This window comes from Streptomyces rishiriensis (assembly GCF_003112535.1).
GTDB classification, from domain to species: Bacteria; Actinomycetota; Actinomycetes; order Streptomycetales; family Streptomycetaceae; genus Streptomyces; species Streptomyces rishiriensis.
In genome coordinates, this window is record NZ_BEWA01000013.1 from 104,522 (window position 1) to 131,053 (window position 26,532).

General features: G+C 72.3%; 15 protein-coding genes, 1 tRNA gene and 1 pseudogene. 1 reads left to right on the forward strand and 16 read right to left on the reverse strand.

Features of this window, described 5'->3' with window-relative positions:
* Positions 1 to 63: 63 nt before the first annotated feature.
* The 12 genes from Sri02f_RS23555 to bldG all read right to left on the reverse strand — a co-directional run bounded on the left by Sri02f_RS23555 (position 64) and on the right by bldG (position 21,698).
* Complete coding sequence (locus Sri02f_RS23555) at positions 64 to 4,437, reverse strand: LamG-like jellyroll fold domain-containing protein (RefSeq protein WP_159106770.1); 4,374 nt, start codon at positions 4,435 to 4,437, stop codon at positions 64 to 66.
* Between the two features lie 450 nt (positions 4,438 to 4,887).
* Positions 4,888 to 4,961 (reverse strand) — tRNA-Thr (locus tag Sri02f_RS23560).
* Between the two features lie 107 nt (positions 4,962 to 5,068).
* A complete protein-coding gene (locus Sri02f_RS23565; protein ID WP_109003299.1) occupies positions 5,069 to 6,646 on the reverse strand; it encodes an alpha/beta hydrolase in 1,578 nt (525 codons plus the stop codon).
* Between the two features lie 137 nt (positions 6,647 to 6,783).
* Positions 6,784 to 7,989, reverse strand: coding sequence for a DNA polymerase III subunit delta' (locus tag Sri02f_RS23570; RefSeq protein WP_109003300.1), 1,206 nt, complete (start codon positions 7,987 to 7,989; stop codon positions 6,784 to 6,786).
* Positions 7,990 to 8,173: 184 nt separating this feature from the next.
* On the reverse strand, positions 8,174 to 11,524 hold the full coding sequence (gene tmk, locus Sri02f_RS23575) for a dTMP kinase (protein ID WP_109003301.1): 3,351 nt from the start codon (positions 11,522 to 11,524) through the stop codon (positions 8,174 to 8,176).
* 142 nt (positions 11,525 to 11,666) lie between these two features.
* A complete protein-coding gene (gene topA, locus Sri02f_RS23580; protein ID WP_109003302.1) occupies positions 11,667 to 14,531 on the reverse strand; it encodes a type I DNA topoisomerase in 2,865 nt (954 codons plus the stop codon).
* A 359-nt stretch (positions 14,532 to 14,890) separates the two neighbouring features.
* Positions 14,891 to 15,088: a hypothetical protein gene (locus Sri02f_RS23585; protein ID WP_109003303.1), complete on the reverse strand. Its 198-nt coding sequence runs from the start codon at positions 15,086 to 15,088 to the stop codon at positions 14,891 to 14,893.
* A gap of 547 nt (positions 15,089 to 15,635) precedes the next feature.
* Complete coding sequence (locus Sri02f_RS23590) at positions 15,636 to 17,177, reverse strand: DUF7059 domain-containing protein (RefSeq protein WP_373865119.1); 1,542 nt, start codon at positions 17,175 to 17,177, stop codon at positions 15,636 to 15,638.
* A gap of 55 nt (positions 17,178 to 17,232) precedes the next feature.
* Positions 17,233 to 17,841 (reverse strand): small secreted protein, encoded by a 609-nt coding sequence (locus Sri02f_RS23595; RefSeq protein ID WP_109003304.1) that lies wholly within the window; start codon positions 17,839 to 17,841, stop codon positions 17,233 to 17,235.
* A 194-nt stretch (positions 17,842 to 18,035) separates the two neighbouring features.
* Positions 18,036 to 20,441 (reverse strand): sodium-translocating pyrophosphatase, encoded by a 2,406-nt coding sequence (locus tag Sri02f_RS23600; RefSeq protein ID WP_109003305.1) that lies wholly within the window; start codon positions 20,439 to 20,441, stop codon positions 18,036 to 18,038.
* A 369-nt stretch (positions 20,442 to 20,810) separates the two neighbouring features.
* Complete coding sequence (locus Sri02f_RS23605; protein ID WP_109003306.1) at positions 20,811 to 21,239, reverse strand: ATP-binding protein; 429 nt, start codon at positions 21,237 to 21,239, stop codon at positions 20,811 to 20,813.
* A 117-nt stretch (positions 21,240 to 21,356) separates the two neighbouring features.
* Positions 21,357 to 21,698, reverse strand: a complete 342-nt coding sequence (gene bldG / locus Sri02f_RS23610; RefSeq protein ID WP_009189842.1) for an anti-sigma factor antagonist BldG — start codon at positions 21,696 to 21,698, stop codon at positions 21,357 to 21,359.
* Between the two features lie 81 nt (positions 21,699 to 21,779).
* On the opposite strand from bldG, the gene sftH reads away from it, so the two are divergent.
* Positions 21,780 to 24,326 carry a DEAD/DEAH box helicase gene (gene sftH, locus Sri02f_RS23615; RefSeq protein WP_245970750.1) on the forward strand — a complete coding sequence of 849 codons (2,547 nt, stop codon included), beginning with the start codon at positions 21,780 to 21,782 and terminating at the stop codon, positions 24,324 to 24,326.
* A gap of 106 nt (positions 24,327 to 24,432) precedes the next feature.
* On the opposite strand, the pseudogene Sri02f_RS23620 reads toward sftH, so the two are convergent.
* The 4 genes and pseudogenes from Sri02f_RS23620 to Sri02f_RS23635 form a co-directional block, all read right to left on the reverse strand.
* Positions 24,433 to 24,720 (reverse strand): annotated as a pseudogene (locus Sri02f_RS23620) (Rv3654c family TadE-like protein); the annotation flags it as partial.
* 71 nt (positions 24,721 to 24,791) lie between these two features.
* Positions 24,792 to 25,166: a TadE family type IV pilus minor pilin gene (locus Sri02f_RS23625; RefSeq protein WP_174855691.1), complete on the reverse strand. Its 375-nt coding sequence runs from the start codon at positions 25,164 to 25,166 to the stop codon at positions 24,792 to 24,794.
* Between the two features lie 94 nt (positions 25,167 to 25,260).
* Positions 25,261 to 25,470 carry a DUF4244 domain-containing protein gene (locus Sri02f_RS23630; protein ID WP_109003307.1) on the reverse strand — a complete coding sequence of 70 codons (210 nt, stop codon included), beginning with the start codon at positions 25,468 to 25,470 and terminating at the stop codon, positions 25,261 to 25,263.
* Positions 25,471 to 25,692: 222 nt separating this feature from the next.
* Positions 25,693 to 26,478 carry a type II secretion system F family protein gene (locus Sri02f_RS23635; protein ID WP_109003308.1) on the reverse strand — a complete coding sequence of 262 codons (786 nt, stop codon included), beginning with the start codon at positions 26,476 to 26,478 and terminating at the stop codon, positions 25,693 to 25,695.
* Positions 26,479 to 26,532: the final 54 nt, after the last annotated feature.

Genomic DNA, 26,532 nt, shown 5'->3' on the forward strand with positions numbered 1-26,532 from the left:
GGCCCACGGGCCGGAGAAAGCGCGTCGTCACGACGCCCGGGGATGCGGAGTGCGGGCTACGGACTACGGGCCTGGGACCGTGTCCAGGGATTCCCCGTTGCCGAGCTTGACGATCTGGGCGTCGCTGGCCACGCCGGAGAAGATCCACACGTCGTCGATCACTCCCGGCCAGTACTCGCCGGGGGTCCCGTTCTCCTTGTTACGCCCGAACTGCAGCTGTTTGGTCGCCTGGAAGGGCTGGACGTTGGACCGCCACGACATGGCGTCCTCGACCTGCTCCAGGTGGCCGTTGACGTACAGCCGCGCCTCGTCGGCGAAGGCGTCGTACACGACGGCCAGGTGGTCCCACTCGAACTCCGACTGGAAACTCGAATGCCGTACCACGGGCCGGGTCGCGCCGGCCGTGTCCGAACCGGGCAGTTCCAGTTCGTACCCGCCCTGGTTCTCCGGGTCCGTGGGGTCCGGCGCATAGCGCACGGTGAAGGCGCTGTTGACGGCTCCTTCCGCCGACAGGACGGTGACCTTCTTCTGGGGGCGTGCCGCAGTGGTCACCCAGGCGGTGGCGGTGAAGCTCTCCTTGGTGTTCACCGGGACCGTCGTGGCGGCGGCGTAGTCGTCCGCTCCGTCCAGGACCAGACCGCCCGTGCCGACCCATCCCGCGCCGGACTTCACCGCCGCCTGGCCGGCCAGGACCGCCGGCCGCTTGCCGGCGCTGTCGTCCGGGCTGGAAGCCGGCGTGCCCGCCGTCGTGGCGTCGAACTTCCAGCGGCCCTTCACCTGCGGGTGCTGCTTGAACAGGTCACCGGCCTCGTCCTTGGAGACCACCCGGTCGTACAGGCGCACATCGTCGATCTGCCCCTTGAAGAACGAGTCGGGCCGGCCGCCGTACGATCCCGCGCCGACCTGCACCGGGCCGGTGGCGTCCCAGGGAGCGGGCGTGAACGGCACCGTGGAGACGAGGCCGCCGTCCACGAAGAGCCGCAGTTCCTTCAGCGTGCCGTCGTAGACGCCGAGGAGGTGGTGCCAGCTGTCGCCGGGGTACACCTGGTCGGCGGCGGGCTTGCCGAGATTGGCCATCGCCCGTGTGGGCTGGACGCCCGCGGCGTCGGAGTTGTACCGGTTGAAGACCCAACGGCGGTACGAGCCCGAGTAGTAGAGCTCGAATCCGCTCTGCTGGGCGCCCGCCTGGGTCGCGATGATCTGCGCCGCGTCCGACTCCGTCCTGGGGAGTTTCGCCCAGGCGGCCACCGAGAAGCTGCGCAGAGTGTTGAGCTGCGGTCCGGCGGTGCTCGCGTAGCCGTTCGCGGCGGAACCGAGGTCCAGGGCGCCGGCCACGTTCCCCGGGACGCCGAACGTGGCGCCGTCGCCCTTGAGGACGAGCGGGTTCACCTGGCTCTCGCCCCGCGCCACCTGGGAGGTGGCCGCGTCGTCGAAGCTCCAGACCGCCTTGGCCGGACGGCCCGTGGTCACGGGCTCCTGACGGGCCAGCCGGCCGACGTCCTCCGCGCCCAGCGGACGGTCGTAGACGGCGGTCTCGTCGATCGCGCCCTTCCACGGCTCCACGTAGGCGCCGTTGTACTTGGCCCGCCCGAACTGGAGGTTGGCGGCGGCGTGCCAGGGGGTGGTGACGGCGGACGTGCCGGCCGCGACTCCGTCCACGTACAGGGTGTACCTGCCGGCCGTCGCGTCGCGGACGGCCGCCAGATGGGTCCACTTGCCCACCTGCGGCGGGGCCGGTGACAGCACCTGCTGGACGCCGAAGCCGGCGCCTGCGGCGTCCTTCGTGGGCACGCGCAGCGCCCAGCGCCTGCTCGCTCCCTCGTACCCGAGGTAGAGGCCCGCGTGGTAGGTGCCGTCGACGCTGACGGCCGTGGCGGTGGCGGCGTCCGAGTCGAGACGCACCCAGGCGGAGACGGTGTAGTCGCCGTCGGTGTCGAGCAGATGGGGGCCGGCGGCCGCGTAACCGTCCGCGGCGTCCGCGCCGTTCAGGGCGAGGGCCGTGCCGCGCACGCCCGGTTCGCCGAGGGCCGCCGTTCCGTCGAGCAGGGCGGGGCGGACGCCGCCGTCGCCCGGGTCCTGGGTCGAGCCGGCCGGGGCGTCGAGGGTCCAGGCGGCGCGTTCGGGCTGGCCGGTGGCCACCCGGAACTGGTAGGAGCCGATCGTGCTGTCGTTGTTGTTGGCGTCCCAGGCCTGCACGTAGAGGGTGTTGAGCCCCGGCCTGGTCGGCATCACGTCGATGGAGACGGGCGCTCCGGGCGTCGCGGGCTTGCGCTCGTTGGCCGCGGTCGGGTCCGCGTTCAGGCCGAACCAGTACTTGGCCACGTCCGGCGCGGTCGAGTCGATGGTGAAGCGGCCGTAGCGTCCGACGCCGTCCAGCCAGGGGTCGAGCGGGTCGTCGGTGCGCGAGGGGGGGTACTGCGCGGAGGTCACGGTCGGCGCGGCCGGGTGCTTGGAGTCGTAGAGGAGGTAGCAGCCGGTCTGGGTGTCGCCCGCGTAGCTCCAGGGCCCCCACAGTTTGCCGTCCGAGGCGCGCACGCTCCACGCGGCCTTGACGTTCTGCGGGATGGTCGACGGGAGCGTGATCGTGTACGGCTGTCCGGAGGCCTTGGGGCCGATGCGGCCGGAGTCCCAGTGCTGCTTCCAGCCGTCGCCCGCGTCCCACTCGACCTTGAACTCCGCGTACACCTGGTCCTTGTCGGGGTCCGACAGGACGGCCGTCGCCTTGGGAACGACGTTGACGGCCTTGGGCGCCAGCGTGCAGCTCCCCCCGGGGGCCATGGTCAGCTGGGACTGCTTGGGCTGGCTCGGCGGGTTGTTGTACTCGACGCGCAGGAAGCCGTTGCCCGCGAAGCGCTTCCACTGGTTCTCGGCGCTCTCGTTCGGGGCCTTGAGCCCGAACGTGAGCGAGGTCTGCTTGTTGGCGGCGGCCCAGACGACCGCGTCCTTGGCGTTGAACTCCAGGTCGCCGTCCGGGCAGGAGGCGGTCGCGCCCTTGGCCGCCGTCACGGTCGGCATCTGGTCGATCCAGTAGCCCGCGGCCTTCTGGTCGTTCCAGGACGTCGTCGAGGTGAGCGGCTTGGTACGCCAGAACTCCACCGGCTGCTTGGTGCAGTTGTAGGCGAACGTCTCCCGCACGACGAACTCGGCGCTGGTGATGCTCTTGCCCGCGAAGCTGGTCACGGGCAGCTTGTAGAAGAGCCGCTTGGCGTCGTTGGGCGCGCACTTGAGGCCGGTGAAGTTCGGCGGGCAGAAACCCAGGCCCGAGTCGCTCGCGCCGTCGAACTTGTAGAAGTCGGAGTCGGGGAAGGCGCGGGAGACCATCGCGTAGGCGGACGCGCGCGGGGAGGACCAGGCCGGGTCGATGAAGACCGGGTAGTGGGTGTCCTCGCCGGAGAGCAGCTTCGGGTCGGGGGTGAGGAGGAGGGAGTTCCCGGTCACCGAGGCGCCCACGTCGGCCCGCGCCGAGGTGTCCGCGGGGCCGTCGTACAGCCCGGCGGCGGGCGCGACGGACGAAGTGGCCCGCACGGAGGCGGACTTGGCGGGGACACCGGACGCTGCGGACTTCACGGACGGCGCCATGGACTTGGCGCCCGTAGCTGTTCCTGTTCCGGTGCCGGTGCCGGTGCCTGTGCCTGTGCTGGTGCCCGGCGCCATGTCGGCGGCTTCACGGGAATCCCACATCACCGGCTGCGCCGCTTCGAAGGCCACGCCTCCCGCTTGGGCGTCCACCGCCTCGAGCCCCCCGGCGGCGGTGGGGCGGACGGTGAGCCCCTTGCCGGCCAGGGGCAGTCTCAGTGCGGCGAGCGCGGGGTTGTCCGCGGCCTCGGCGCTCTTGACTACCAGCACCTGGGAGAAGCCGTCGGGCTCCGCGGTCATCCGCAGATCCACCCCCGGCAGGACCTCCGGATAGGTCACGGACGATCCGGAGACCACCGGGGCGGGCAGTGCGCCGGGCCACGACAGGGACAGCTCCCGGCCCGCCTTGACCATCCTCACCAGCGGGTCCCGGCTGCCGCCCGCCGAGAACACCACGTCGGAGGCGGCGGCGACGGGCGCGATGCCCACGCCGTCCAGCCGCCGCAGACCGGTGTCGATGTCGACCCATCTGCCCGCCCGGCGGGTGCGCACCGGCTCCAGGTGCGTGATCTCGGTGAGGGTGCCGCTCGGGTTGGCGAACAGCTCGCGGCTCGCTCCGCGTTCGGCGACGACCTCCACCTGCTTGCCGGCCCGCCTGGCCTGGTCCCGCGCTCGGTCGACGGCGGGGGAAAGGGCGTCCAGTGTGGGTTCGTCGGCGGCCTGGGACCGCGTCCCCGCCGTGTCCGAGGTCTGTGCGACCGCGGCGGGCAGGGACGATCCTGGTATCTGGCCCGTGAGCAATGCCCCGACCAGTAGGGAGATCGCGCCGACGGCAGCTCTCCCCCGAGTTCTTTCAGCCACGCCAGCCCTCTCATGCAATCTTCATAATGTGAAGATGACTATCTGGGTGGCTGGTTCTCGCTGTCAATCGGCTTTGGCCGGGGCCAACTCCCCCTTGCCCGCCGGGAATCCGCTGAGGCGGGGAGCACGGACCGGACACAACGCCCGAAGCCCGCTCCCCGCACCGGCCTCACGACCCGCGGCGGGAACCGGGGCGGAAGGAGCGACGGCGCGTGGGCTCGGGTCACCGGGGCGGAAGGAGCGACGGCGCGTGGGCTCGGGTCACCGAGGCGGAAGGAGCCGACCGCGCGTGGGCTCGGGTCACCGCCGCCGCCGTCGGGCGAGGCGGCGGCTCCGGGCAACTGGAACTGAGACCGGGGACCGCCGCCCGGTCCGCGCCCGGGCCCGCCGTCACTTCCGGGAAAAGCAAAAGCCCCAGGTCACGGCGAGTGAGTCCTGAGGCTTCGGCAGAGCCGCCTTCGGGATTCGAACCCGAGACCTACGCATTACGAGTGCGTTGCTCTGGCCATCTGAGCTAAGGCGGCGCGCTGTCCGCACCATGGTGCGATCAGCAACGTCGGTAAGTCTACACAGTTTCCGAGGGTGCTCAGGACCAGCCCGGGGGGCTGGGGGCGCGGGGCCGGCCATGGCGCTATGAGCAGCGCTTTCCCTTCGCCGGAGGGGTTCCGCGGAGCAGGTAGGCGTTGATCGCGGAGTCGATGCAGGCGCTGCCACGGCCGTAGGCGGTGTGGCCGTCGCCCACATAGGTGAGGAGGCGGCCCGAGGCGAGCTGGCTCGCCAGGGAGCGGGCCCATGGGTAGGGCGTCGCCGGGTCGCGGGTGGTGCCGACGACGACGATGGGCGCGGCGCCCTTGGCCTGGATGCGGTGCGGTGCGCCCGTGGGCGCGACCGGCCAGTACGCGCAGTTCAGGGAGGCCCAGGCGAGGCCTTCGCCGAAGACCGGGGACGCCTTCTCGAAGGACGGCAGCGCCTTCTCGACCTGCTCCGGGGTGCCGAAGGCCGTCGGGAGGTCCAGGCAGTTGACGGCCGCGTTGGCGGCCATCAGGTTGGCGTAGCGCCCTTCCGGGCCGCGCTCGTAGTAGCCGTCGGAGAGGCCGAGCAGTCCCGCGCCGTCGTTGTCCTTGATCGCCGAGGCCAGCGCCTCGCGCAGCTGCTCCCATGTGCTCTCGTCGTACATCGCCGCGATCACGCCGGTGGTGGCGAGGGCCTCGCCGAGCTTGCGGCCGTCCCGGTCGCCGGTGGGGATCGGGTGCGCGTCGAGCCTGCGGAAGAAGGCCTTGAGGTCGGCGCCGACCCGGGCGGGCTTCGCGCCCTTGCCGCCGAGCGGGCAGTCGGAGTGCCGTGCGCAGTCCTTCGCGAACGACTGGAACGCCGTCTCGAACCCCGCCGTCTGGTCCAGGTTCAGCCGGCGGGCGGGCAGCGAGGGATCCATCGCGCCGTCCAGGACGAGCCGGCCCACCCGGTCCGGGAACAGTCCCGCGTACGTGGCGCCGAGGAACGTGCCGTACGACGCTCCCACGTACGTCAGCCTCCGGTCACCCAGGATCGCGCGCAGGACGTCCATGTCCCGGGCCGCCTCCACGGTGGAGACGTGCCGCAGCAGCTTCGGCGCGTGCGCTCCGCAGCCCTCCGCGAACTTCTGGTAGGCGTCGGCCAGTCGGGTCTTCTCCCGCTGATCGTCGGGGGTGGTGTCGATCTGCGCGTACGCGTCCATCGCCCGCCCGTCGAGGCACTCCACGGGCTCGCTGCGGCCCACGCCCCGCGGGTCGACGGCGACCATGTCGTAGCGGGCGCGGACCTCGGCGGGGTAGCCGACCCCCGCGTACTGCTGGAGGTAGCCGACCGCCGAGCCGCCCGGGCCGCCCGGGTTCACCAGCAGCGAGCCGAGCCGCTCGCCCGGACCCGTCGCCTTCTTGCGGGCGACCGCGAGCCGGATGTCGCCCCCGCCCGGCTCCGCGTAGTCCAGCGGCGCCCTCATGGTGGCGCACTGGAAGCCGGGGACACCGCAGTCGCGCCAGCGCAGCTTCTGCCCGTAGTACGGCGAGAGCGCCGACGGCGTGGCCTGCGGCAGCGCGGCGAGCGCGGCCACCGCCGTGGAGCCGGCGGAGTCGGCCGGCTCGTCGGCGGAGCAGCCGGAGACGAGCAGCGCGGTGAGGGAGAGCAGCGTGACGGCGGCACGGGACCTGCGGAAGGAGCGCCTGATGTGCATTCAGCGAGCGTAACTCTGTGCGACGGGTTGAATGCTGTACGTCCGCGAACTGCCACGGACGAGGGACCCCGTCAACCCTCGGTCGACGTGTCGCCACAGGCGGCCGCTGCCGGCTCCCGACCCCGCGCCGGGCTGCGTCAGCCCGCTCTCAGCGCCATCGTCATCGCCTCGACCGCCAGCAGCGGAGCGACGTTGCGGTCCAGGGCCTCTCTGCATGCGGCGATGGCCTCGATACGGCGCAGCGTCGACTCCGGTCTGCTGCCGCGGGCGAGCCGCTCCAGCGCCTCCCCGGCGTCCGCGTTGGCGATCGCGACGCGGGAGCCCAGCTGGAGGGCGAGGACATCGCGGTAGAAGGCCGTCAGGTCGGTGAGCGCGACGTCGAGGCTGTCGCGCTGGGTCCGTGTTCTGCGGCGCTTCTGCTTGTCCTCCAGGTCCTTCATCACGCCCGCCGTGCCGCGCGGCATCCGACCGCCCTGAGCCGCGCCCAGCGCCGCCTTCATTTCCTCGGTCTCCTTGCCGTCCGTCTCCTCCGCGAGCTGCTTGGCGTCCTCGGCGGCCGCGTCGACCAGTTCCTGGGCCGCTCTGAGGCAGTTGCCGACGTCGTCGACGCGCAGGGGCAGTTTCAGCACGGCCGCTCGGCGTTCGCGCGCGGCGGGGTCGGTGGCCAGACGCCGTGCCCGGTCGACATGGCCCTGGGTGGCCCGGGCCGCGGCCGCGGCGACGGCCGGCTCGACGCCCTCGCGCCGTACGAGCATGTCGGCGACGGCGTCGACCGAGGGCGTGCGCAGGTTCAGGTGCCGGCAACGGGAACGGATCGTGGGCAGCACGTCCTCCAGGGAGGGCGCGCACAGCAGCCAGACCGTGCGGGGCGCGGGCTCCTCCACCGCCTTCAGGACGGCGTTGGCGGACTTCTCGTTGAGCCGCTCGGCGTCCTCGACGAGGATGACCTGCCAACGGCCCGTGGCGGGCGAGGTGTACGACTTGCGGACGGTGTCCCGCATGTCCTCCGCGAGGATCTGCGAGCCGACGGCCGCGACGGTGGTGACGTCGGCGTGGGTGCCGACGAGGGCCGTATGGCAGCCGTCGCAGAACCCGCAGCCCGGGGTGCCGCCGAGCGCCCGGTCGGGGCTCACGCACTGCAGTGCGGCGGCGAAGGCCCGCGCCACCTGGGCGCGGCCGGCGCCGGGAGGGCCGGTGAACAGCCAGGCGTGCGTCATCTTCGACGCCTCCGGCGGGGCGGTGCGGGTGGTGGCCGCGGTGACGAGCGCGTCGGCGTCCCGAGCGGCGGCGGTGAGCTGCTCGCTCACCCTCTCCTGGCCGATGAGGTCGTCCCACACGGTCATGCGTCACCCCGCCCTTTCGTCACGTTTCGCGCTGCGGGTTCCATTGTGCGGGGCGCCACTGACAATCGAGCCCACCCGCCCGGCCGGTCGAGCCCGCTCAGCGCCGTCCGCCCCGGTCCCGGCTGGACGGGGGCTGAGCACGCAAGCGGCCCGGCGGCCTGGCGGACCGGGCGGCCGGGCCGTCTCAGCGGCGTCGGCCCCGGCCCCGGCCCTCGGCGGGGCCGTCCTCGTCCCGGTGCGGTCCCAGGAGTTCGTCCGCGAGAGTCGGAAGATCGTCCAGCGGGGTCTCCTCGGCCCAGTCCGAACGCGGCCGCTGCCGGGGCTCGCCTTCCTCGTCGACCTGCGGCAGCTCACGGGTGCGGTCGTCGGTTCCGTCCGGCCGGGCCCCGCCACGCTCGTCGCGCTCGTCGAGCTCGTCGCGGAAGTAGCCCCGGGGGACCCGGTCCGAAGGGCCCGTGTCCCGCACGGGGGGCAGCACGGCCGTCTCCTCCTCGGGACCGTGCAGGCGCCGGTCCGTCGGGCCGCTCCGACCCTGCCGGCCACTCTGGCCACTCGGGCCGCTCTGGCCGCGCACCGGAGGCAGGACCGCGGTCTCGTCCGCCGGTCCGCCCGACGCGTTCGGCGCCGGCCGCGGCGGCTGCGGCAGCTCGGCCGTCACCTCGGCGTCGGCGCCACCGGCGGGGGCCGGCTTCGTGGCGGACTTCTCGGGGGACTTGCGGGGGGACCCCTCATAGGACCTCGCGGACGGGCGGGAAGGCTGCTCGGGCTCCTTGTCCATCCGGATCGGGGGCAGCACCGCCGTCTCGTCCACCGGTCCGCCCGACGCGTTCGTCGGCGTCACCACCGGTGTCGGCACGGTCGCCGCCTCCGGCGGGACCGCCGGCCCCGCGGCCGGCCTGGGGCGGGCCGGCTTCGGGCCGAGCTGCGCCGCGGCGGCCGCCTGCTCGGCCGCTCTCCGGGCCTCCTCGGCCCGCAGCAGCGCCTCCTCGGCCTTGCGCTGCTTCTCCAGCCGACGGCTCTCGGCCTCGGCGCGCAGCCGCGCCTCCTCCTCGGCCTGCTTGCGACGCCGCTCCTCCTCCGCCTTGCGGCGGGCCGCCTCCTCCGCGCGGGCCTTCTCCTCGGCGAGGAGCCGGACCCGCTCCTCCTCGGCACGCTTGCGGGCCTCCTCGGCGCGCAGCCGCGCCTCCTCGGCCTGCCGCTCGGCCTCGCGCCGCTGCGCCTCCTCCAGCTCGCGCCGCTTGCGCTCCTCCTCCTCGGCGCGCAGCTTGGCGAGCTGCTCCTGGCGCTCACGCTCCAGGCGCTCCTCCTCGGCCTTGCGGGCGGCCTCCTCCTCGGCCTTGCGGCGGGCCTCCTCCTCGGCCTTCCGGCGCGCCTCCTCCTGGGCTTTGATCTCCGCCTCGGACAGGGGCAGCAGCTGGTCCAGCCGGTGCCGGACGGTGGAGGTGACGGCCTCGGGCTCCTGCGCCGCGTCGACGACCAGGTAGCGGCCGGGATCGGCGGCGGCCAGAGTGAGGAAACCTGCGCGCACCCGCGCGTGGAACTCCGCCGGCTCCGACTCCAGACGGTCCGGCGCCTCCGTGAACCGCTCGCGGGCGGCCTCCGGCGACACGTCCAGCAGGACCGTCAGATGCGGCACCAGGCCGTCCGTCGCCCAGCGCGAGATCCGCGCGATCTCGGTCGGGGACAGATCGCGGCCGGCGCCCTGGTAGGCCACGGACGAGTCGACGTACCGGTCGCTGATCACGACCGCGCCGCGCTCCAGGGCGGGCCGCACGACCGTGTCGACGTGCTCCGCGCGGTCCGCCGCGTACAGCAGGGCCTCCGCGCGGTGCGAGAGGCCGGCGCTGGACACGTCCAGCAGGATCGAGCGCAGCCGCTTGCCCACGGGCGTGGCACCCGGCTCACGCGTGAGGACGACCTCGTGGCCCTTGCCCCTGATCCACTCGGCGAGCGCCTCGGCCTGGGTGGACTTGCCGGCGCCGTCGCCGCCCTCCAGGGCGATGAAGAAGCCGTTCGCGGCCGGGGCCGTCACCGGGTCGTCGCCGCCCAGCAGCGCGTCCCGCAGGTCCTGCCGCAGGGGGACGCCGGAGCGGTCGTCGACCTTGGCGAGCACCAGTGCGGCCACCGGCAGCAGCAGCGCGCCGACCAGCATCAGCGTGAAGGCGGCTCCGCCGTGCGCGAAGACGAACTTGCCGTTCTCCAGCCGGTGCGGCCCGATGAGCGCCGCGACCAGCGGGGCGAGGACCGCGCCCAGCGCCACGAGGACCCGCACGACCGCGTGCAGGTGCTCGGTCGTCCGCGTCCGGCGGTGGTCCTCGGTCTCCTGGTCGAGCAGCGCGTGCCCGGTGTTGGCGGCGACGCCCGCGCCGACGCCCGCAAGGACCATGATCAGCAGCACGCTGGTGACGTCCGGGACCAGCCCGGCGGCGAGCAGGGCGACGCCGGTGAAGGCGATGGCCAGCGCGAGCAGCCGGCGCCGCGACAGCGACACCAGGACCTTCGGCGCCGTCCGGACGCCGACGACGACTCCGCCGGTCAGCCCGAGCACGAGCAGTCCGTACAGCACCGGGCCGCCGCCCAGGTCCTTGGCGTGCAGCACGGCCACGGCGACGGCGGCGGAGGCCGCGCCGGCGACGGCGGCGCACGCGAGCACCAGCAGCGGGATCACACCCGTGCGGCCCGAGTCGACGCCGGTGGCGGTCCTGGGTCGACGCAGGCCCTCGAGGGGTGACCGCGCGCGCGGGGTGCGCACCGCAGGCAGCTCCAGGAAGGTCACGATGGACAGGCACCCGGCGAAGAGCCCGCCGGCGACGTACGAGGCGAGGGCCGCCTGGTGCTGGTCGAACCAGGCGATCCCGGCGCCGAGAAGATTGTTGAAGAGGGCGGCGACGACCAGCGCGGCCGCGCCGAGCGGGATCGTCACGAAGCCCGTGCGCAGCGAGAGGCGGCGCAGGGCGTCCATGTGGTCGGGCAACGGTCGTACGGTCGCGCCCTCCGGGGGCGGGGCGGGCAGCAGGGCGGGCGCCGCGCTCTCCCGGGCGACCGTCCAGAACCGCTCGGCGACGCCCGTCACGAACACCGTGACGAGCAGCAGGGCCAGCGCGTTCTGCGGCGTCCAGTCGATCCACAGGGGCGCGACGATCAGCAGCGCGGCGCGCAGGCCGTCCGCGCCGACCATGGTCCACCGGCGGTCGAGTGGACCCTCCGGCGAGGTCAGTGCCGTCAGCGGGCCCAGAAGGACGGCGCCGAAGAGGAGGGTGGCCAGGATCCGTACCCCGAAGACGATCGCCACTGCGAACGCCACGCCTCGGTAGCCGCCCCCGAAGGAGCCCTCGGCGATGGCCGCCTGGAGGACGAGGAGGACGAACACCAGGAGGGCGAGGGTGTCTGCGACTCCGCCCACCAACTGCGCGCTCCAGAGGCGCTTGAGCTGCGGCTCGCGCAACAGGGCGCGTACGGCGCGCTCGCGGGAGTCGGCCACCAGGGCGTCGTCCGGGGCCGGGTGGTGGGCCGTTGGCTGCTCGGCTCGCGTCATGCTTTCAGCCTATCGGCCGCGACTGACAGCCCGGAGCCCCCGTCCGTACGTACGACCGCCCCGACACCAAAGTGATGCCGGGGCGTTCGTTTCGCGAACCTGCCGTGAAGGAACGGTGGCGGGATCAGGACCCGCCGGGCCGTCAGTCCTCCGACGAGGACGACGGGGAGGCCGTCGCCTTCTTCGCGGTCGTCTTCTTGACGGTGGTCGTCTTCTTGGCGGTGGTCGTCTTCTTGGCGGCCGTCGTCTTCGCGGTGGTCTTCTTGGCGGCCGTCGTCTTCTTCGCCGGGGCCGCCTTCTTGGCCGTCGCCTTCTTCGCGGGGGCCTTCTTGGCCGTCTTCTTGACCGGCGCCTTGGCGCGCTTCTCGGCGAGCAGCTCGTAGCCGCGCTCCGGGGTGATCTCCTCGACGCTGTCGCCGGAGCGCAGGGTCGCGTTGGTCTCCCCGTCGGTGACATACGGGCCGAAGCGCCCGTCCTTGACGACGACCGGCTTTCCGCTGACCGGGTCCGCGCCCAGCTCCTTCAGCGGCGGCTTGGCGGCGGCCCGGCCGCGCTGCTTGGGCTGCGAGTAGATCTCCAGCGCCTCTTCGAGCGTGATCGTGAAGAGCTGGTCCTCGGTCTGCAGCGAGCGCGAGTCCGTGCCCTTCTTCAGGTACGGGCCGTAGCGGCCGTTCTGCGCGGTGATCTCCACGCCCTCGGCGTCCGCGCCGACGACACGCGGCAGCGACATCAGCTTCAGGGCGTCCGCCAGCGTGACCGTGTCCAGCGACATCGACTTGAACAGCGAGGCCGTGCGCGGCTTCACGGCGTTCTTGCCGGTCTTCGGGGTGCCCTCGGGGAGCACCTCGGTGACGTACGGGCCATAGCGGCCGTCCCTGGCGATGATCTGGTGGCCCGACTCGGGGTCGGCGCCCAGCTCGAAGTCACCGCTCGGCTTGGCGAGGAGCTCCTCGGCGAGCTCGACGGACAGCTCGTCGGGCGCGAGGTCCTCGGGGATGTCCGCGCGCTGGTGGCCCTCGGAGTCCTTCTCGCCGCGCTCGATGTAGGGGCCGTAGCGGCCCACCCGCAGCACGATGCCGTCGCCCACCGGGAACGAGGACACCTCGCGGGCGTCGATCGCGCCCAGGTCGGTCACCAGCTCCTTGAGGCCGCCGAGGTGGTCCCCGTCGCCGTTGCCGGCGTCCGCGGCGCCGCCCTCGACCGCGCCGGTGCCCTCGCCGAAGTAGAACCGCTTCAGCCACGGCACGGCCCGCGCCTCACCGCGGGCGATGCGGTCGAGGTCGTCCTCCATCCTGGCGGTGAAGTCGTAGTCGACGAGCCGCCCGAAGTGCTTCTCCAGGAGGTTGACCACGGCGAACGACAGGAAGGACGGGACGAGCGCGGTGCCCTTCTTGAAGACGTAACCGCGGTCGAGGATCGTGCCGATGATCGACGCGTACGTCGACGGGCGGCCGATCTCGCGCTCTTCGAGCTCCTTGACGAGGCTGGCCTCGGTGTAGCGGGCCGGGGGCTTGGTGGCGTGCCCGTCGACCGTGATCTCCTCGGCGGAGAGCGCGTCGCCCTCGCCCACCTGCGGCAGGCGGCGCTCGCGGTCGTCCAGCTCGGCGTTCGGGTCGTCGGCGCCCTCGACATACGCCTTCAGGAAGCCGTGGAAGGTGATGGTCTTGCCGGAGGCGCTGAACTCGACGTCGCGGCCGTCGGCCGCCGTGCCGGCGATCTTCACCGTCACGCTGTTGCCGATGGCGTCCTTCATCTGGGAGGCGACCGTGCGCTTCCAGATCAGTTCGTAGAGCCTGAACTGGTCGCCGCTCAGACCCGTCTCGGCAGGCGTGCGGAAACGATCACCCGAGGGGCGGATCGCTTCGTGCGCCTCCTGCGCGTTCTTGACCTTCCCGGCGTAGGTACGCGGCTGCGCCGGCAGGTAGTCGGCGCCGTACAGCTGCGTGACCTGGGCGCGAGCGGCGGACACGGCGGTTTCGCTCAGCGTCGTGGAGTCGGTGCGCATGTACGTGATGAAGCCGTTCTCGTACAGCTTCTGCGCGACCTGCATGGTGGCCTTGGCGCCGAATCCCAGCTTGCGGCTGGCCTCCTGCTGCAGCGTCGTCGTACGGAACGGGGCGTACGGCGAGCGCCGGTACGGCTTGGACTCGACGGACCGCACGGCGAACCGTGTGTTCTCCAGGGCGGCGGCCAGGGCGCGGGCGTTCGCCTCGTCGAGGTGGAGGGTGTTCGCGCTCTTGAGCTGTCCCAGCGAGTCGAAGTCGCGGCCCTGCGCGACCCGCCTGCCGTCGACGGCCTGCAGGCGGGCGACCAGCGACGACGGATCCGACGAGTCTCCCGCGCGGCCGGTCGCGAAGGTGCCCGTCAGGTCCCAGTACTCGGCAGAACGAAACGCGATGCGCTCGCGTTCCCGCTCGACGACGAGACGGGTGGCGACGGACTGGACACGGCCGGCCGACAGGCGCGGCATGACCTTCTTCCACAGGACCGGCGAGACCTCGTAGCCGTAGAGGCGGTCGAGGATGCGGCGGGTCTCCTGGGCGTCGACGAGCTTCTGGTTGAGCTGGCGCGGATTGGCGACGGCGGCCCGGATCGCGTCCTTGGTGATCTCGTGGAAGACCATCCGCTTGACGGGGATCTTCGGCTTGAGGACCTCCTGGAGGTGCCAGGCGATCGCCTCGCCCTCGCGGTCCTCATCGGTGGCGAGGAAGAGCTCGTCGGACTCCTTGAGCAGGTCCTTGAGCTTCTTGACCTGCGCCCTCTTGTCGGCGTTGACGACATAGATCGGCTGGAAGTCGTGTTCGACGTCCACACCGAGGCGGCGCACCTCGCCCGTGTACTGGTCCGGCACCTCCGCGGCGCCGTTGGGAAGGTCGCGGATGTGCCCGACGCTGGCCTCGACGATGTAGCCGGGGCCGAGATAACCCTTGATCGTCTTCGCCTTGGCAGGCGACTCGACGATCACGAGTCGGCGGCCGCCGTGTGCGGTCTCGCTGGTCGGGGACAACTTCGCTCTTCTCTCCGGATCGACGCTGGGGCCTCCCCAGGCCTTGCTCCCGGGGTCGGGTCATGGGGACGCTGCGGAGTGTGACGGTACATCCCGCCCCCCTGTCAAACGGGAAAAGCCCGCAACGGCCACTCGAACGGTAACCCGACTACCGCCATTCCTGCCGCCTGGAGTACCGACCGGTGCTTTTCCGTACGTCCGGAACACGCCGTCCCCTTTATCGGCGGGACATCGACGGGATCATGCTCACGCCGCTCGAACGAAGATCCGGCGACATCCCCGAAGAGGGCTCACGACCCGGTCCCGTCGGTGGTCCGCGCGGTGATCCCGCCGTATCCGGACGTGATCCCCCAGCGGCCTCAGAGGCGGGTGAAGCACCACGCGCCGAGGGCCAGCGTGGCGACCGCGGCGAGGCCGGCCAGCGTCGCCGATGCGACGGGGCTCACATCCTGGGCCACAGGTTCGCGGTGCCGCACCCGGACCGCGGTCCACACCAGGAGTGCACCCCCGAACAGGACGAACACCATCCCCGCGAAGACCGTCGGCCCACTCTCCATGCTCGTCCCCGCCCCTGCTCTCCCGCTCACGCACGCCCCGGCTCCGGGGAGACTGGCACGCGCGGGCGGCGACCCGGCGAACCCGAGGTGAACGGCGGGACTACGAGCGGGGTCGCGGGGCCGCAGACAGCCACTGAGCGGGGCACGGCGGAGGCGACGGGAGCGACGGGACGGCGGAAACCCGCGGGACGGCCGGGGGAGGCGACGGGACGGCGGAAACCGGCGGGAGGGCCGGGGGGCGAGCGGGCGAGCGGGCGAGCGGGCGAGCGGGCGAGCGGGCGAGCGGGCGAGCGGGCGAGCGGGCGAGCGGGCGAGCGGGCGAGCGGGCGAGCGGGCGAGCGGGCGAGCGGGCGAGTGCAGGCTCCGCCGCAGCGCGGGTTGGTCCGCCGCACGGCAAGGTCCTAGCGCCGACCCGCGGGTTTCCGCCGTTCGACCGCAGGCTCCGCCGCCGACCCGCGGGGTTCCGCCGACGCACCGCAGGCTCCGCCGCCGACCCGCGGGTTCCGCCGTCCCAGCGCAGGCTCCGCCGCCCCGCGCCATTCCGCCGTCACTCCGCAGGTTCGAGGAACCCCTGCTCCACCAGCAGGCGGATCTGGGCCGGAGTGCGGTCCCGCAGCAACACCGGGTCCTCGCCGACCAGTTGCGCGATGGCGTCGAGGATCCGCCCGGCGCTCAGCGAACCGTCGCACACGCCCGCGAAGCCCGCGCCGACCGTGTCCACCTTGGTGGCCCGGCGCATGCCGCGGTTCTGGCGCAGCACGACGTGCTCCGGGTCCTCGGCGCCGGGCAGCCCGACCTGTTCCTGGACGACCTCCGCGGCCAGGCGGAAGCGTCCGGCGAGGAGGGCCGCGTCGTCGTGCGTGCGCAGGTGGTCGAGTCGCTCGAAGTGGGCCAGGACCGTGTCGCCGAGCGGCTGTTCGACGGCGTGCGGCCATTCCTCCACCGTGATCACGGGCTCCGCGGCTTGCGTCCTGCGCAGCGTGATCCAGCCGAATCCGACGGCCTTCACCTTGCGCGCCTCGAACTCGTCCAGCCATGCGTCGTAGCGTGCCTGGTACTCGGCCTGGTCGCCCCGGTGGTCGCCGGCGTCGCGCAGCCACAGCTCCGCGTACTGCGTGACGTCCTGCACCTCACGCTGCACGATCCACGCGTCGCAGCCTCGTGGCACCCATGACCTGAGCCTGTCCTGCCAGTCCTCCCCCTCCACGTGCTGCCAGTTCGCGAGGAACTGTGCGAACCCGCCGGCGTTCAGTCGTTCCCCCGCTCCCTGAACGACCGAGCGGCACAGATCGTCCCCGCCCATCCCGCCGTCCCGGTAGGTCAGCCGGGCGCCCGGAGAGATCACGAACGGCGGGTTCGAGACGATCAGGTCGTACGTCTCGTCCTCGCGGAGCGGCTCGAACAGGGAGCCCTCGCGCAGGTCCGCGGCCGGGGCTCCGGACAGCGCGAGCGTGAGCGCGGTGATGTGCAGGGCGCGCGGGTTGAGGTCGGTCGCCGTCACGCGCGTGGCGTGCTGCGCGGCGTGCAGCGCCTGGATGCCGGATCCGGTGCCGAGGTCGAGAGCCGCGGACACGGGCTTGCGGACGGTGATGCCGGCGAGGGTCGTCGACGCCCCGCCCACGCCCAGGACGACCGCCGCGTCGGCCTGCCGGCCTCCGCTCGCGCTGCCGCCGGCGCCGCCGACCGCGCAGCCCAGGTCGGACACGATGAACCAGTCCTCGCCGTCCGGGCCGCCGTACGGGCGGACGTCGACGGTCGCGGCCACCTCGTCCGGGCCGGCGGGGGCCAGCCAGCCGCTCTCCACGCACGCGCGTACCGGCAGGAACTCCGCCACGCGCGCGTGCGGCGCCGGCTGCTGGAGCAGGAAGAGGCGGACGAGCGTCTCCAGCGGCGTGTCCCCGCGGGTCGCGCGCAGCGCGGGCACGGTCTCGCTGCGGGCGAGGGCCGCGTAGGCGGGGGCGCCGAGCAGTTCGAGGAGGCCGTCCGCGGTGAAGGAGGCCGCGAGCAGGGCTTCGCGCAGCAGGGCGGCGACCTCGGGGCGGTCGGCCGAGGGCAGGGGGGACGGGGTGGCGTTACTCACGCCTCCCATTGTGTCCCGTCGCCACTCGGGTGGCGTCCCCCGGAGCACCCCGGGCCGTGCCGCGTCAGCTCGTCGTCGCGCGGGCCTTGGCGGAGGAGGCGACCTTCTTGCAGGTCTCCTGCTTGGCCATGGCGTCCTTGACGTCCCCCTGTTCGAGGTTCTTCAGCGCGGTGTTGCCGCTCTTGCTGAGCTTGCCGAGGTCGGTGGCGATGTTCTGCAGGCCGTCGGCGAACTTCGCCTGGTCCTTGGTGTCCAGCGCGTCGACCTGCTTCTTCAGGCCGGCGTAGGAGGTCGAGAGGGTGGTGAGCGCCGAGACGGCGTCCTTCTGCTTCTTCTCGCCGCCGTCCACGCCGGGCGGCGTGCCCGCCTTCTGGACGGCCTGGGCGAGCGCGTTGTAGGCGTCGGACATGTCCTGGAAGGCCTGCGAGTCGGTCTTCTGGACGTTCGCCGGAGCGTTGTTGTCCGTGGCGGCCTGCTTGATCGCGGCGTTCGCCGCGTCGACCTTCGCGTCCTGGGCGGGCAGGGCGTCGCAGACCTGCTTGGCCCAGGCGTCGAGTTCCTTGTTGCCGCCGCCGTCGCCGCTGCTGCTGCATCCGGACAGCGCCAGTACCAGTACCGCACCGCCGGACAGTGCGGCCGCGAGCTTCTTGTTCACCGGATTGGTCCCTTCCATGGCTCTCGGCCCCGGAACATACACGCCAACCGGGCGACAGCCCCAGAACGAATGTCCGCTATACCGATGAATGAAGCCATTTGCACCAAGAGAGAGAAGGGTCACGGCATGGTCACACGTCCGACACGGCGGGCGGGCGGCGCGGCAACCCGCGCCGCCCGCCCGCCCTTTGAGCTGGGCCCCGGTGAGCGGGCCTACGAAACCACCGCGGGATCGGCCGACTTGGACGCCGTTCCCGCGTTGTCTTCGTCACCCACGGCGATCCCGCGCCGCTTGGAGACGTAGACGGCGGCCACGATGACGGCGAGCGCCAGGACCGCGATCATGATCCGCACGCCGATGCTCTTGTCCTCGCCGTAGCTGAACTTGATCACTGCGGGCGCGATGAGCAGCGCCACCAGGTTCATGACCTTCAGCAGCGGGTTGATCGCGGGACCGGCGGTGTCCTTGAACGGGTCGCCGACCGTGTCGCCGATCACCGTCGCGGCGTGCGCCTCGCTGCCCTTGCCGCCGTGGTGGCCGTCCTCGACGAGCTTCTTGGCGTTGTCCCACGCGCCGCCGGAGTTGGCCAGGAAGACGGCCATCAGCGTGCCGGTGCCGATCGCGCCCGCCAGGAACGCGCCCAGCGCCCCGACCCCGAGGGTGAACCCGATGAAGACGGGCGCCAGCACGGCGAGCAGTCCCGGTGTGGCCAGCTCGCGCAGGGCGTCCCGGGTGCAGATGTCGACGACCTTGCCGTACTCCGGCTCCTCGCTGTAGTCCATGATCCCGGGGTGCTCGCGGAACTGCCGCCGCACCTCGAACACCACGGAACCGGCCGACCGGGACACCGCGTTGATCGCCAGACCCGAGAAGAGGAAGACGACCGCCGCGCCCGCGATGAGGCCGACGAGGTTGTTGGGCTGCGAGATGTCCATCATCAGGTTGAGGGGCGCGCCCGCTCCGGAGAGTTCCTCGCCGACGTCCTGCGCGCCGGTCGTGATCGCGTCCCGGTAGGACCCGAAGAGCGCCGACGCCGCCAGGACCGCGGTGGCGATGGCGATGCCCTTGGTGATGGCCTTGGTCGTGTTGCCCACGGCGTCGAGGTTGGTGAGCACCTGCGCCCCCGCGCCCTCGACGTCACCGGACATCTCCGCGATGCCCTGCGCGTTGTCGGAGACCGGCCCGAAGGTGTCCATCGCCACGATCACGCCGACCGTGGTGAGCAGCCCGGTGCCGGCCAGCGCCACCGCGAACAGCGCCAGCATGATCGACGTGCCGCCGAGCAGGAACGCCCCGTAGACGCTCAGGCCGATCAACAGGGCCGTGTAGACAGCCGATTCGAGTCCGACCGAGATACCGGCGAGGACGACCGTGGCGGGGCCGGTCAGCGACGACTTGCCGATGTCGCGCACCGGGCGGCGGGTGGTCTCCGTGAAGTAGCCCGTCAACTGTTGGATGACAGCGGCCAGGAGGATGCCGATCGCGACGGCGACCAGGGCGAGGATGCGCGGATCGCCGTCCTTGCCCCGGACCGCCGCGTCGGTGACGCCGTCGAGGTCGGCGTACGTCCCGGGGAGATAGAGGAAGACGGCCACGGCGACCAGCGCGAGCGAGATCACCGCGGAGATGAAGAACCCCCGGTTGATTGCGGACATGCCACTGCGGTCGGCGCGTCGCGGGGCGACCGCGAAGATCCCGACCATGGCCGTGAGCACGCCGATCGCGGGGACGAGCAACGGGAAGGCGAGCCCGGCGTCGCCGAAGGCCGCCTTGCCGAGGATCAGGGCGGCCACCAGGGTCACGGCGTACGACTCGAAGAGGTCCGCCGCCATGCCCGCACAGTCGCCGACGTTGTCGCCCACATTGTCGGCGATGGTCGCGGCATTGCGCGGATCGTCCTCCGGAATGCCCTGCTCGACCTTGCCGACCAGGTCGGCGCCGACGTCGGCGGCCTTGGTGAAGATGCCGCCGCCGACCCTCATGAACATGGCGATGAGGGCCGCACCGAGGCCGAAACCCTCCAGTACCTTCGGCGCGTCGGCCGCGTACACCAGCACCACGCAGGCGGCCCCGAGCAGACCGAGCCCCACCGTGAACATGCCGACGACGCCGCCCGTACGGAATGCGATCTTCATCGCCTTGTGCGAAACGGTGGTGAGATCTTTTTCAGGTTCGCCTTCCGCCGGAGTCGCTTCCCGGGCCGCCGCGGCGACGCGCACATTACTGCGCACGGCGAGCCACATGCCGATATAGCCGGTGGCCGCCGAGAACGCCGCGCCGATCAGGAAGAAGATCGACCGCCCGGCGCGCTGACTCCAGTTGTCCGAGGGCAGCAGCATGAGCAGGAAGAACACGACGACGGCGAATACGCCGAGCGTGCGCAGCTGCCGGGCCAGATAGGCGTTGGCGCCTTCCTGGACCGCCGCCGCGATCTTCTTCATGCTGTCGGTGCCCTCGCCGGCCGCGAGCACCTGGCGCAGCAGTACGCCCGCGACCACGAGCGCGGCCAGCGCCACGACCGCGATGACCACCACGAGCAGGCGGTTCCCGTGGGTCAGTTCTGCCGCTGCGAGAGTTGTGGGGTGGTCCAACGGATGAGAGGTAGAAAGCCCCGCCATTCGTCCTCCTTGACGCTTGGGCTGAGCTCAAGATGTGGACGGATTGTAGGTACCGGAACCTGATCAAAACAGAGCGTGGGAAACGAAATTCGCCTTTTCGTCAAGTAATGCCCTCAAGGCATTGATCGTGAATTGCTTCACGAATTGCAGTCGATTTTCGCCACCGTTTGACTCGGCGTCCCATGATTCACTTTCACGAGACCACTGTCAGCATGCACGAGCACCCGGGTGCGCGCATGCCGAAGGGCCCCACCTGAGTGGGGCCCTTCGGGTGAAGAAAAGCACTGGCCGGCTCGGACCGGCGTTGCGGACTCGGACCGGCGTCCGGATCAGACCGGCGTGGCCGGCTCGGACCGGCCGGTGTCCGGCTCAGACCGGCGTGGCCGCCGCCGAGGCCCTCGGCCAGGTCATGCGGATCTGTCCGCCGTGTTCTCCGGCGGTGACCTCCACGTCGTCGACCAGGCCGCTGATGACCGCGAGGCCCATCTCGTCCTCCTCGGCCTCCACGTCCCCGCCGGAGCCGGGCGCGCGGTCACCGGGCGCCGAACGCGGCGCCTCGTCGCCGACCTCGATGGAGAACTGCTTCTCCTCCTCGATCAGCAGCACCTTCACCGGCGCGGTGATGCCGACACTCTGGTGCAGTCCGACGGCGCGTGAGCAGGCCTCGCCGACAGCGAGTCTGACCTCGTCGAGGACGGCCTCGTCCACTCCTGCCCTGCGCGCCACCGCTGCCGCCACCAGTCGGGCGGTCCTGACGTGCTCGGGCAGCGCGCTGAAGCGGAGTTCAACGGTGGCCATGCGTCCCCCTCGGAACTACGGGCGTGCTGTCAGGGGGCCGGGCCGTCTCGGCCCAGACCCCCTGCTTTGTTCGACCAACCGCGCCCGGGCCGCGCGAGGCGACCCGGGACGGGGTGATCAGTCGGTGGCAGCGACCGCTTCGTCGACCGAGGTGTGAATCGGGAACACCTTGGTCAGACCGGTGATGCGGAAGATCTTCAAAATACGCTCCTGGTTGCAGACCAGGCGGAGCGAGCCCTCATGGGCACGCACGCGCTTCAGTCCGCCGACCAGCACGCCGAGCCCGGTGGAGTCGAGGAAGTCCACGCCCTCCATGTCGACGACGAGGTGGAAATTCCCGTCGTTCACCAGCTCGACCAGCTGCTCGCGCAACTTGGGCGCGGTATATACGTCGATTTCGCCACCGACCTCGACGACCGTACGATCGCCGACGGTACGGGTCGACAGGGACAGGTCCACGGATCCTCCAGCACCTTGCTATCGAGCGGTCGTCCCTCGGAACACCTGAGCAGGAGCCCCCGGGACGGTACGCCAGCCGCGATGGCATTCAATCACTTACCGGCAGGCGTGCACGACGCCTTGGCTCCATTGTCCGTCACGCCAGTGACACACTCGGTGCCGATGGCCAAGAATCACCGATCCGATCGACCCCCGTCCGAGGCCGCGCCCCGCCTGTCTCCGGGCGAGGTCCTGGACCGGCTCGCCCCGGGACCGAGCCGGGCGTCGCGCATCACTCATACGGAGCACTTGCCCCCGCGTGCGGGCCGCCATGCAGTCTGGCCGGACCGGATTCGTTCCGAGGTCATCGCGGCCGTGCAGGCCGGCGGCATCGAACACCCCTGGGCGCACCAGGCCCGGGTCGCCGAGCACGCCCTGGACGGCGAGAGCGTGGTCGTCGCCACCGGCACCGCCTCCGGCAAGTCCCTGGCGTACCTCGTGCCGGTCCTGTCGGCCCTCCTGGACGGCTCGGAGGCCCCCAACGGCCGCGGGGCCACCACCCTGTACCTGGCCCCCACCAAGGCGCTGGCAGCGGATCAGTGCCGTTCGGTGAAGGAACTTTCACAACCTCTCGGCAACGCCGTACGGCCGGCCGTGTACGACGGCGACACACCGTTCGAGGAACGGGAGTGGATCCGCCAGTACGCCAACTACGTCCTCACCAACCCGGACATGCTGCACCGGGGCATACTCCCGTCCCACCCCCGCTGGTCCTCCTTCCTGAAGTCCCTGAAGTACGTCGTCATCGACGAGTGCCACACCTACCGCGGCGTGTTCGGCTCCCACGTCGCCCAGGTGCTGCGCCGGCTACGCCGTCTGTGCGCCCGCTACGGCGCCTCTCCCGTCTTCCTGCTGGCCTCCGCGACGGCCGCCGAGCCCGCCGTGGCCGCGGGCCGTCTGACCGGCCTCCCGGTGGTCGAGGTCGCCGACGACGCCTCACCCCGCGGCGAACTGGTGTTCGCCCTCTGGGAGCCCCCGCTCACCGACATGGTCGGCGAGAAAGGTGCACCCGTCCGGCGTACCTCCACCGCCGAGACCGCCGACCTGCTGACCGACCTCGCAGTCCAGGGCGTGCGCACCGTCGCCTTCGTCCGCTCCCGGCGCGGCGCCGAGCTGATCTCGGTGATCGCGCAGGAGCGCCTCGCCGAGGTCGACCGCTCACTGGCCCGGCGTGTCGCGGCCTACCGCGGCGGCTACCTCCCCGAGGAACGACGCGCCCTCGAGCAGGCCCTGCACTCGGGCGAACTCCTCGGTCTCGCCGCGACCACCGCCCTGGAGCTCGGCATCGACGTCTCGGGGCTCGACGCCGTCCTCATCGCCGGCTACCCGGGCACCCGCGCCTCCCTGTGGCAGCAGGCCGGCCGGGCGGGCCGGGCAGGGCAAGGCGCACTGGCGGTCCTCATCGCCCGTGACGACCCCCTGGACACCTTCCTCGTCCACCACCCGGAAGCCCTGTTCGACCGCCCGGTGGAGTCGACGGTTCTCGACCCCGACAACCCCTACGTGCTCGCACCACACCTGTGCGCGGCGGCGGCGGAGCTCCCGCTGACCGAGGAGGACCTGGACCTGTTCGGCCCCGAGACCGAGGGCCTGCTGCCGCAACTGGAGGCCGCGAAACTGCTGCGCCGCAGGACCAGGGCCTGGCACTGGACCCGGCGGGAGCGGGCCGCCGACCTCGCGGACATCCGCGGCGAGGGCGGCCGGCCGGTCCAGGTCGTCGAGGCCGGCACCGGCCGACTCCTCGGCACGGTCGACGCCGGCTCCTCCCACACCACCGTCCACGAGGGCGCGGTCCACCTCCACCAGGGGCGCACCTACCTCGTGCGGTCCCTGGACCTGGAGGACTCCGTGGCCCTGGTCGAGCAGGCCGACCCGCCGTACTCGACGGTCGCCCGCGACACGACGTCGATCTCCGTCCTGGAGACGGACGTCGAAGTCCCCTGGGGACAGGGGCGGCTGTGCTACGGCTCCGTCGAAGTCACCAACCAGGTCGTCTCCTTCCTGCGTCGACGTGTCATCACCGGTGAAGTCCTGGGCGAGTCGAAGCTCGACCTCCCTCCTCGTACGCTCCGCACGCGTGCCGTGTGGTGGACGGTCACGGAGGACCAGCTCGACGCGGCCCGGATCAACCCCGAGATCCTCGGCGGCGCCCTGCACGCCGCCGAGCACGCGTCGATCGGCATGCTGCCCCTCTTCGCGACCTGCGACCGCTGGGACATCGGCGGGGTGTCGGTGCCCCTCCATCCCGACACGCTGCTGCCGACGGTCTTCGTCTACGACGGCCATCCCGGCGGCGCGGGCTTCTCCGAGCGCGCCTTCCACACGGCCCGCGCGTGGCTGACCGCCACCCGCCAGGCCATCGCCTCCTGTGAGTGCGACGCCGGCTGCCCGTCCTGCATCCAGTCCCCCAAGTGCGGCAACGGCAACGATCCTCTGCACAAGAGGGGCGCGGTCCGCCTGCTCACGGAACTCCTGCGGGAGGCTCCCGAGGAGAAGACGGGGGCAGCGGTGGAGCAGGCATCGGGGCCGTCGGCGACATCTGCGACCTCGGGGTCGTCGGCGACGACGGGGCCGGGGCCGGAGGCGTAGAGGAGACGAACGGGGCCTGCGGGGGCGCAGAGGGGACCTGGCAGGGGCGCGGGTGGGGCCCGCAGGGCGCGGGTGGGGCCTGCAAGGGCGCGGGTGGGGGAATCTGCGCCGCGTCCGGCGGGCCGGCTCGCGCCCTCATCTCGGCGGCGAACAGCCCGCGCCCGGAAGCCGCCGTCACGTCCGAGATCTCACCGACGACCGCACAGCGCACCACCCGTGCACCCTGTGCCCGGGCCACCCGCTCCGCCCGGGCACAGGCCTGCGCGACACCCTCCGACCAGTGATCGGCTGCGGCGAGCGCCGCGAGATCGGCGCCGCCCGCGGCACGGTGCCGGGCCGCCACGGCCTGCCCGAGGGCGAGGACGAGGCCGAACACGACACACAGCACGGTCATCGCTCCGAGACTCCAGACGGTGGCGGAGCCACGATCGGCGTCCCCCGGCCCCCGGCCGAAGCGCCGGGCGCTCACGGCCCCGCCCCTGAGTCCGAGGGCACCTCTGAGTCCGAGGCCCCCCCTCCCGCAGCCGACGCCTCCTCCGCCGCTGCCACGGCTTCTTCCCGCACCTCGATAGGCAGCCCCCTCAACGCCACGGGTTTCGCCACGACCACCACGCGGACCTGATCTCCCTCCCGGCTGACCGTCACGTCCGCCCCGCGCGGCGCCGTCGCACGGGCCACCGCGAGGACCGCGTCGGCCGGGTCCTGCCGGGCCGCGGCCCGCGCCCCGGCCCTGGCCGCGTCCACGCACCTGATCTGGGCGGACATGACGAGCAGCCCCCAGACCAACGCCATCGCGAACGCCACCAGGACCGGCAGCACGACGGCCGCCTCCGCCGTCACGAACCCCCCGTCCCCGGCGAGCACCCGGCGCCGTCCGCGCCTGGACCTGCCTCCACGCACACGCCCACGCCCAGCCACATGCGCCGGCACACGCTCACGCCCCTGCACCGAGCGCCTGCCTTACCAGGGACGTCAGTTGAGCGGAGACCCCCTCGCTCGTCACCACCTGATGGAGAAGCACCGCGAAGCCGACGGCCGCCACGATCCCCATCGCGTACTCGGACGTGACCATTCCCGCGTCCTTGCGCGCCGCACGCGCCCCGCACTTCAGGGCGCACAGCCGCGCCCGTACCGCCTTGTACATTTCAACCCCCGTGAGGTTCGGTTCAGTCGATCTCTGGTCGTCAGGACGTTCACTGTCATCGCGCCCGTGGCGCTCGATGGTGCCCCCATGGCACCTCCCGGCACCGCAGGGCGCCGCGTTCGCATCGCACCGCGCCCGCATCGCACCGCGTCCGCGTCATGCCGCACGGCACCGCACGGCACTCGATCGCGCCGGCCGCGTTGCTCACCGTGGTGTCATCGGTCATCGCCCACCCCCTCCCATCACCCCGCCCGCGAGCCCGATCACGATGGGAAGCACGCCGACCGCGATGAAGGCGGGCAGGAAGCACAGCCCCACGGGCGCGGTGACCATGACAGCCGCCCGCCGTGCCCTCGCCGTCGCGGCCCGCGTCCATTCGGCACGGATGTCGGCGGCGAGCCGGGCAACCGGTCCGGCCGCAGGCAGACCGGAGACGTCGGCCCGTTCCAGCAGCCCTGCCAGGGGTGCCGCCCCCGGCATCGAGGCCAACCTTCTCCACGCGGTGGACGGTTCACCGCCCAGCCGGACCTCGGCGGCGCCACGCGCGAGCCCCTCCCCCACGGGGCCGCCGAGCGCCTCCCCCACGGCCTGCGCCGCGACCACCGGACGGGCGCCGGCTGCGATGCATGCCGCCAGCAGGTCCGCGGCGAGCGGGAGTTGGCGGGCGGCGGGGCGGACGTCTGCGTCGCTCACCACCGCCGACGCCCGCTGCCGACGTCGCCACCGCCCCAGTACGACCGCGGCCGCCAACCCCGGGGCGAGACCGGTCACGCCACCGAACAGGAGCCATCCGGCGGCCGCCACCAACACCTCCGGAAGCCAGCGCAGTACGGCCTCCCGCGTGACGAGCGGCGGACCGTCCCGCCGGCGTCCCGCGCCCAGCACTTCGGCCACTCGTCGTCGCGCCCGGCGTTCGCCTCGTACGCTCTCCAGCCGACGTCCCAGCCACCAGAGGGCCGTCACGATCCCCACCGTCACCCCCAGCCTGTGGACAACTTCCCCGCTCATGCCGCCTCCCTCCTCGTCGTCCGCCCTCGCCGCCGCGCGCGCCCCGTAGCCGGT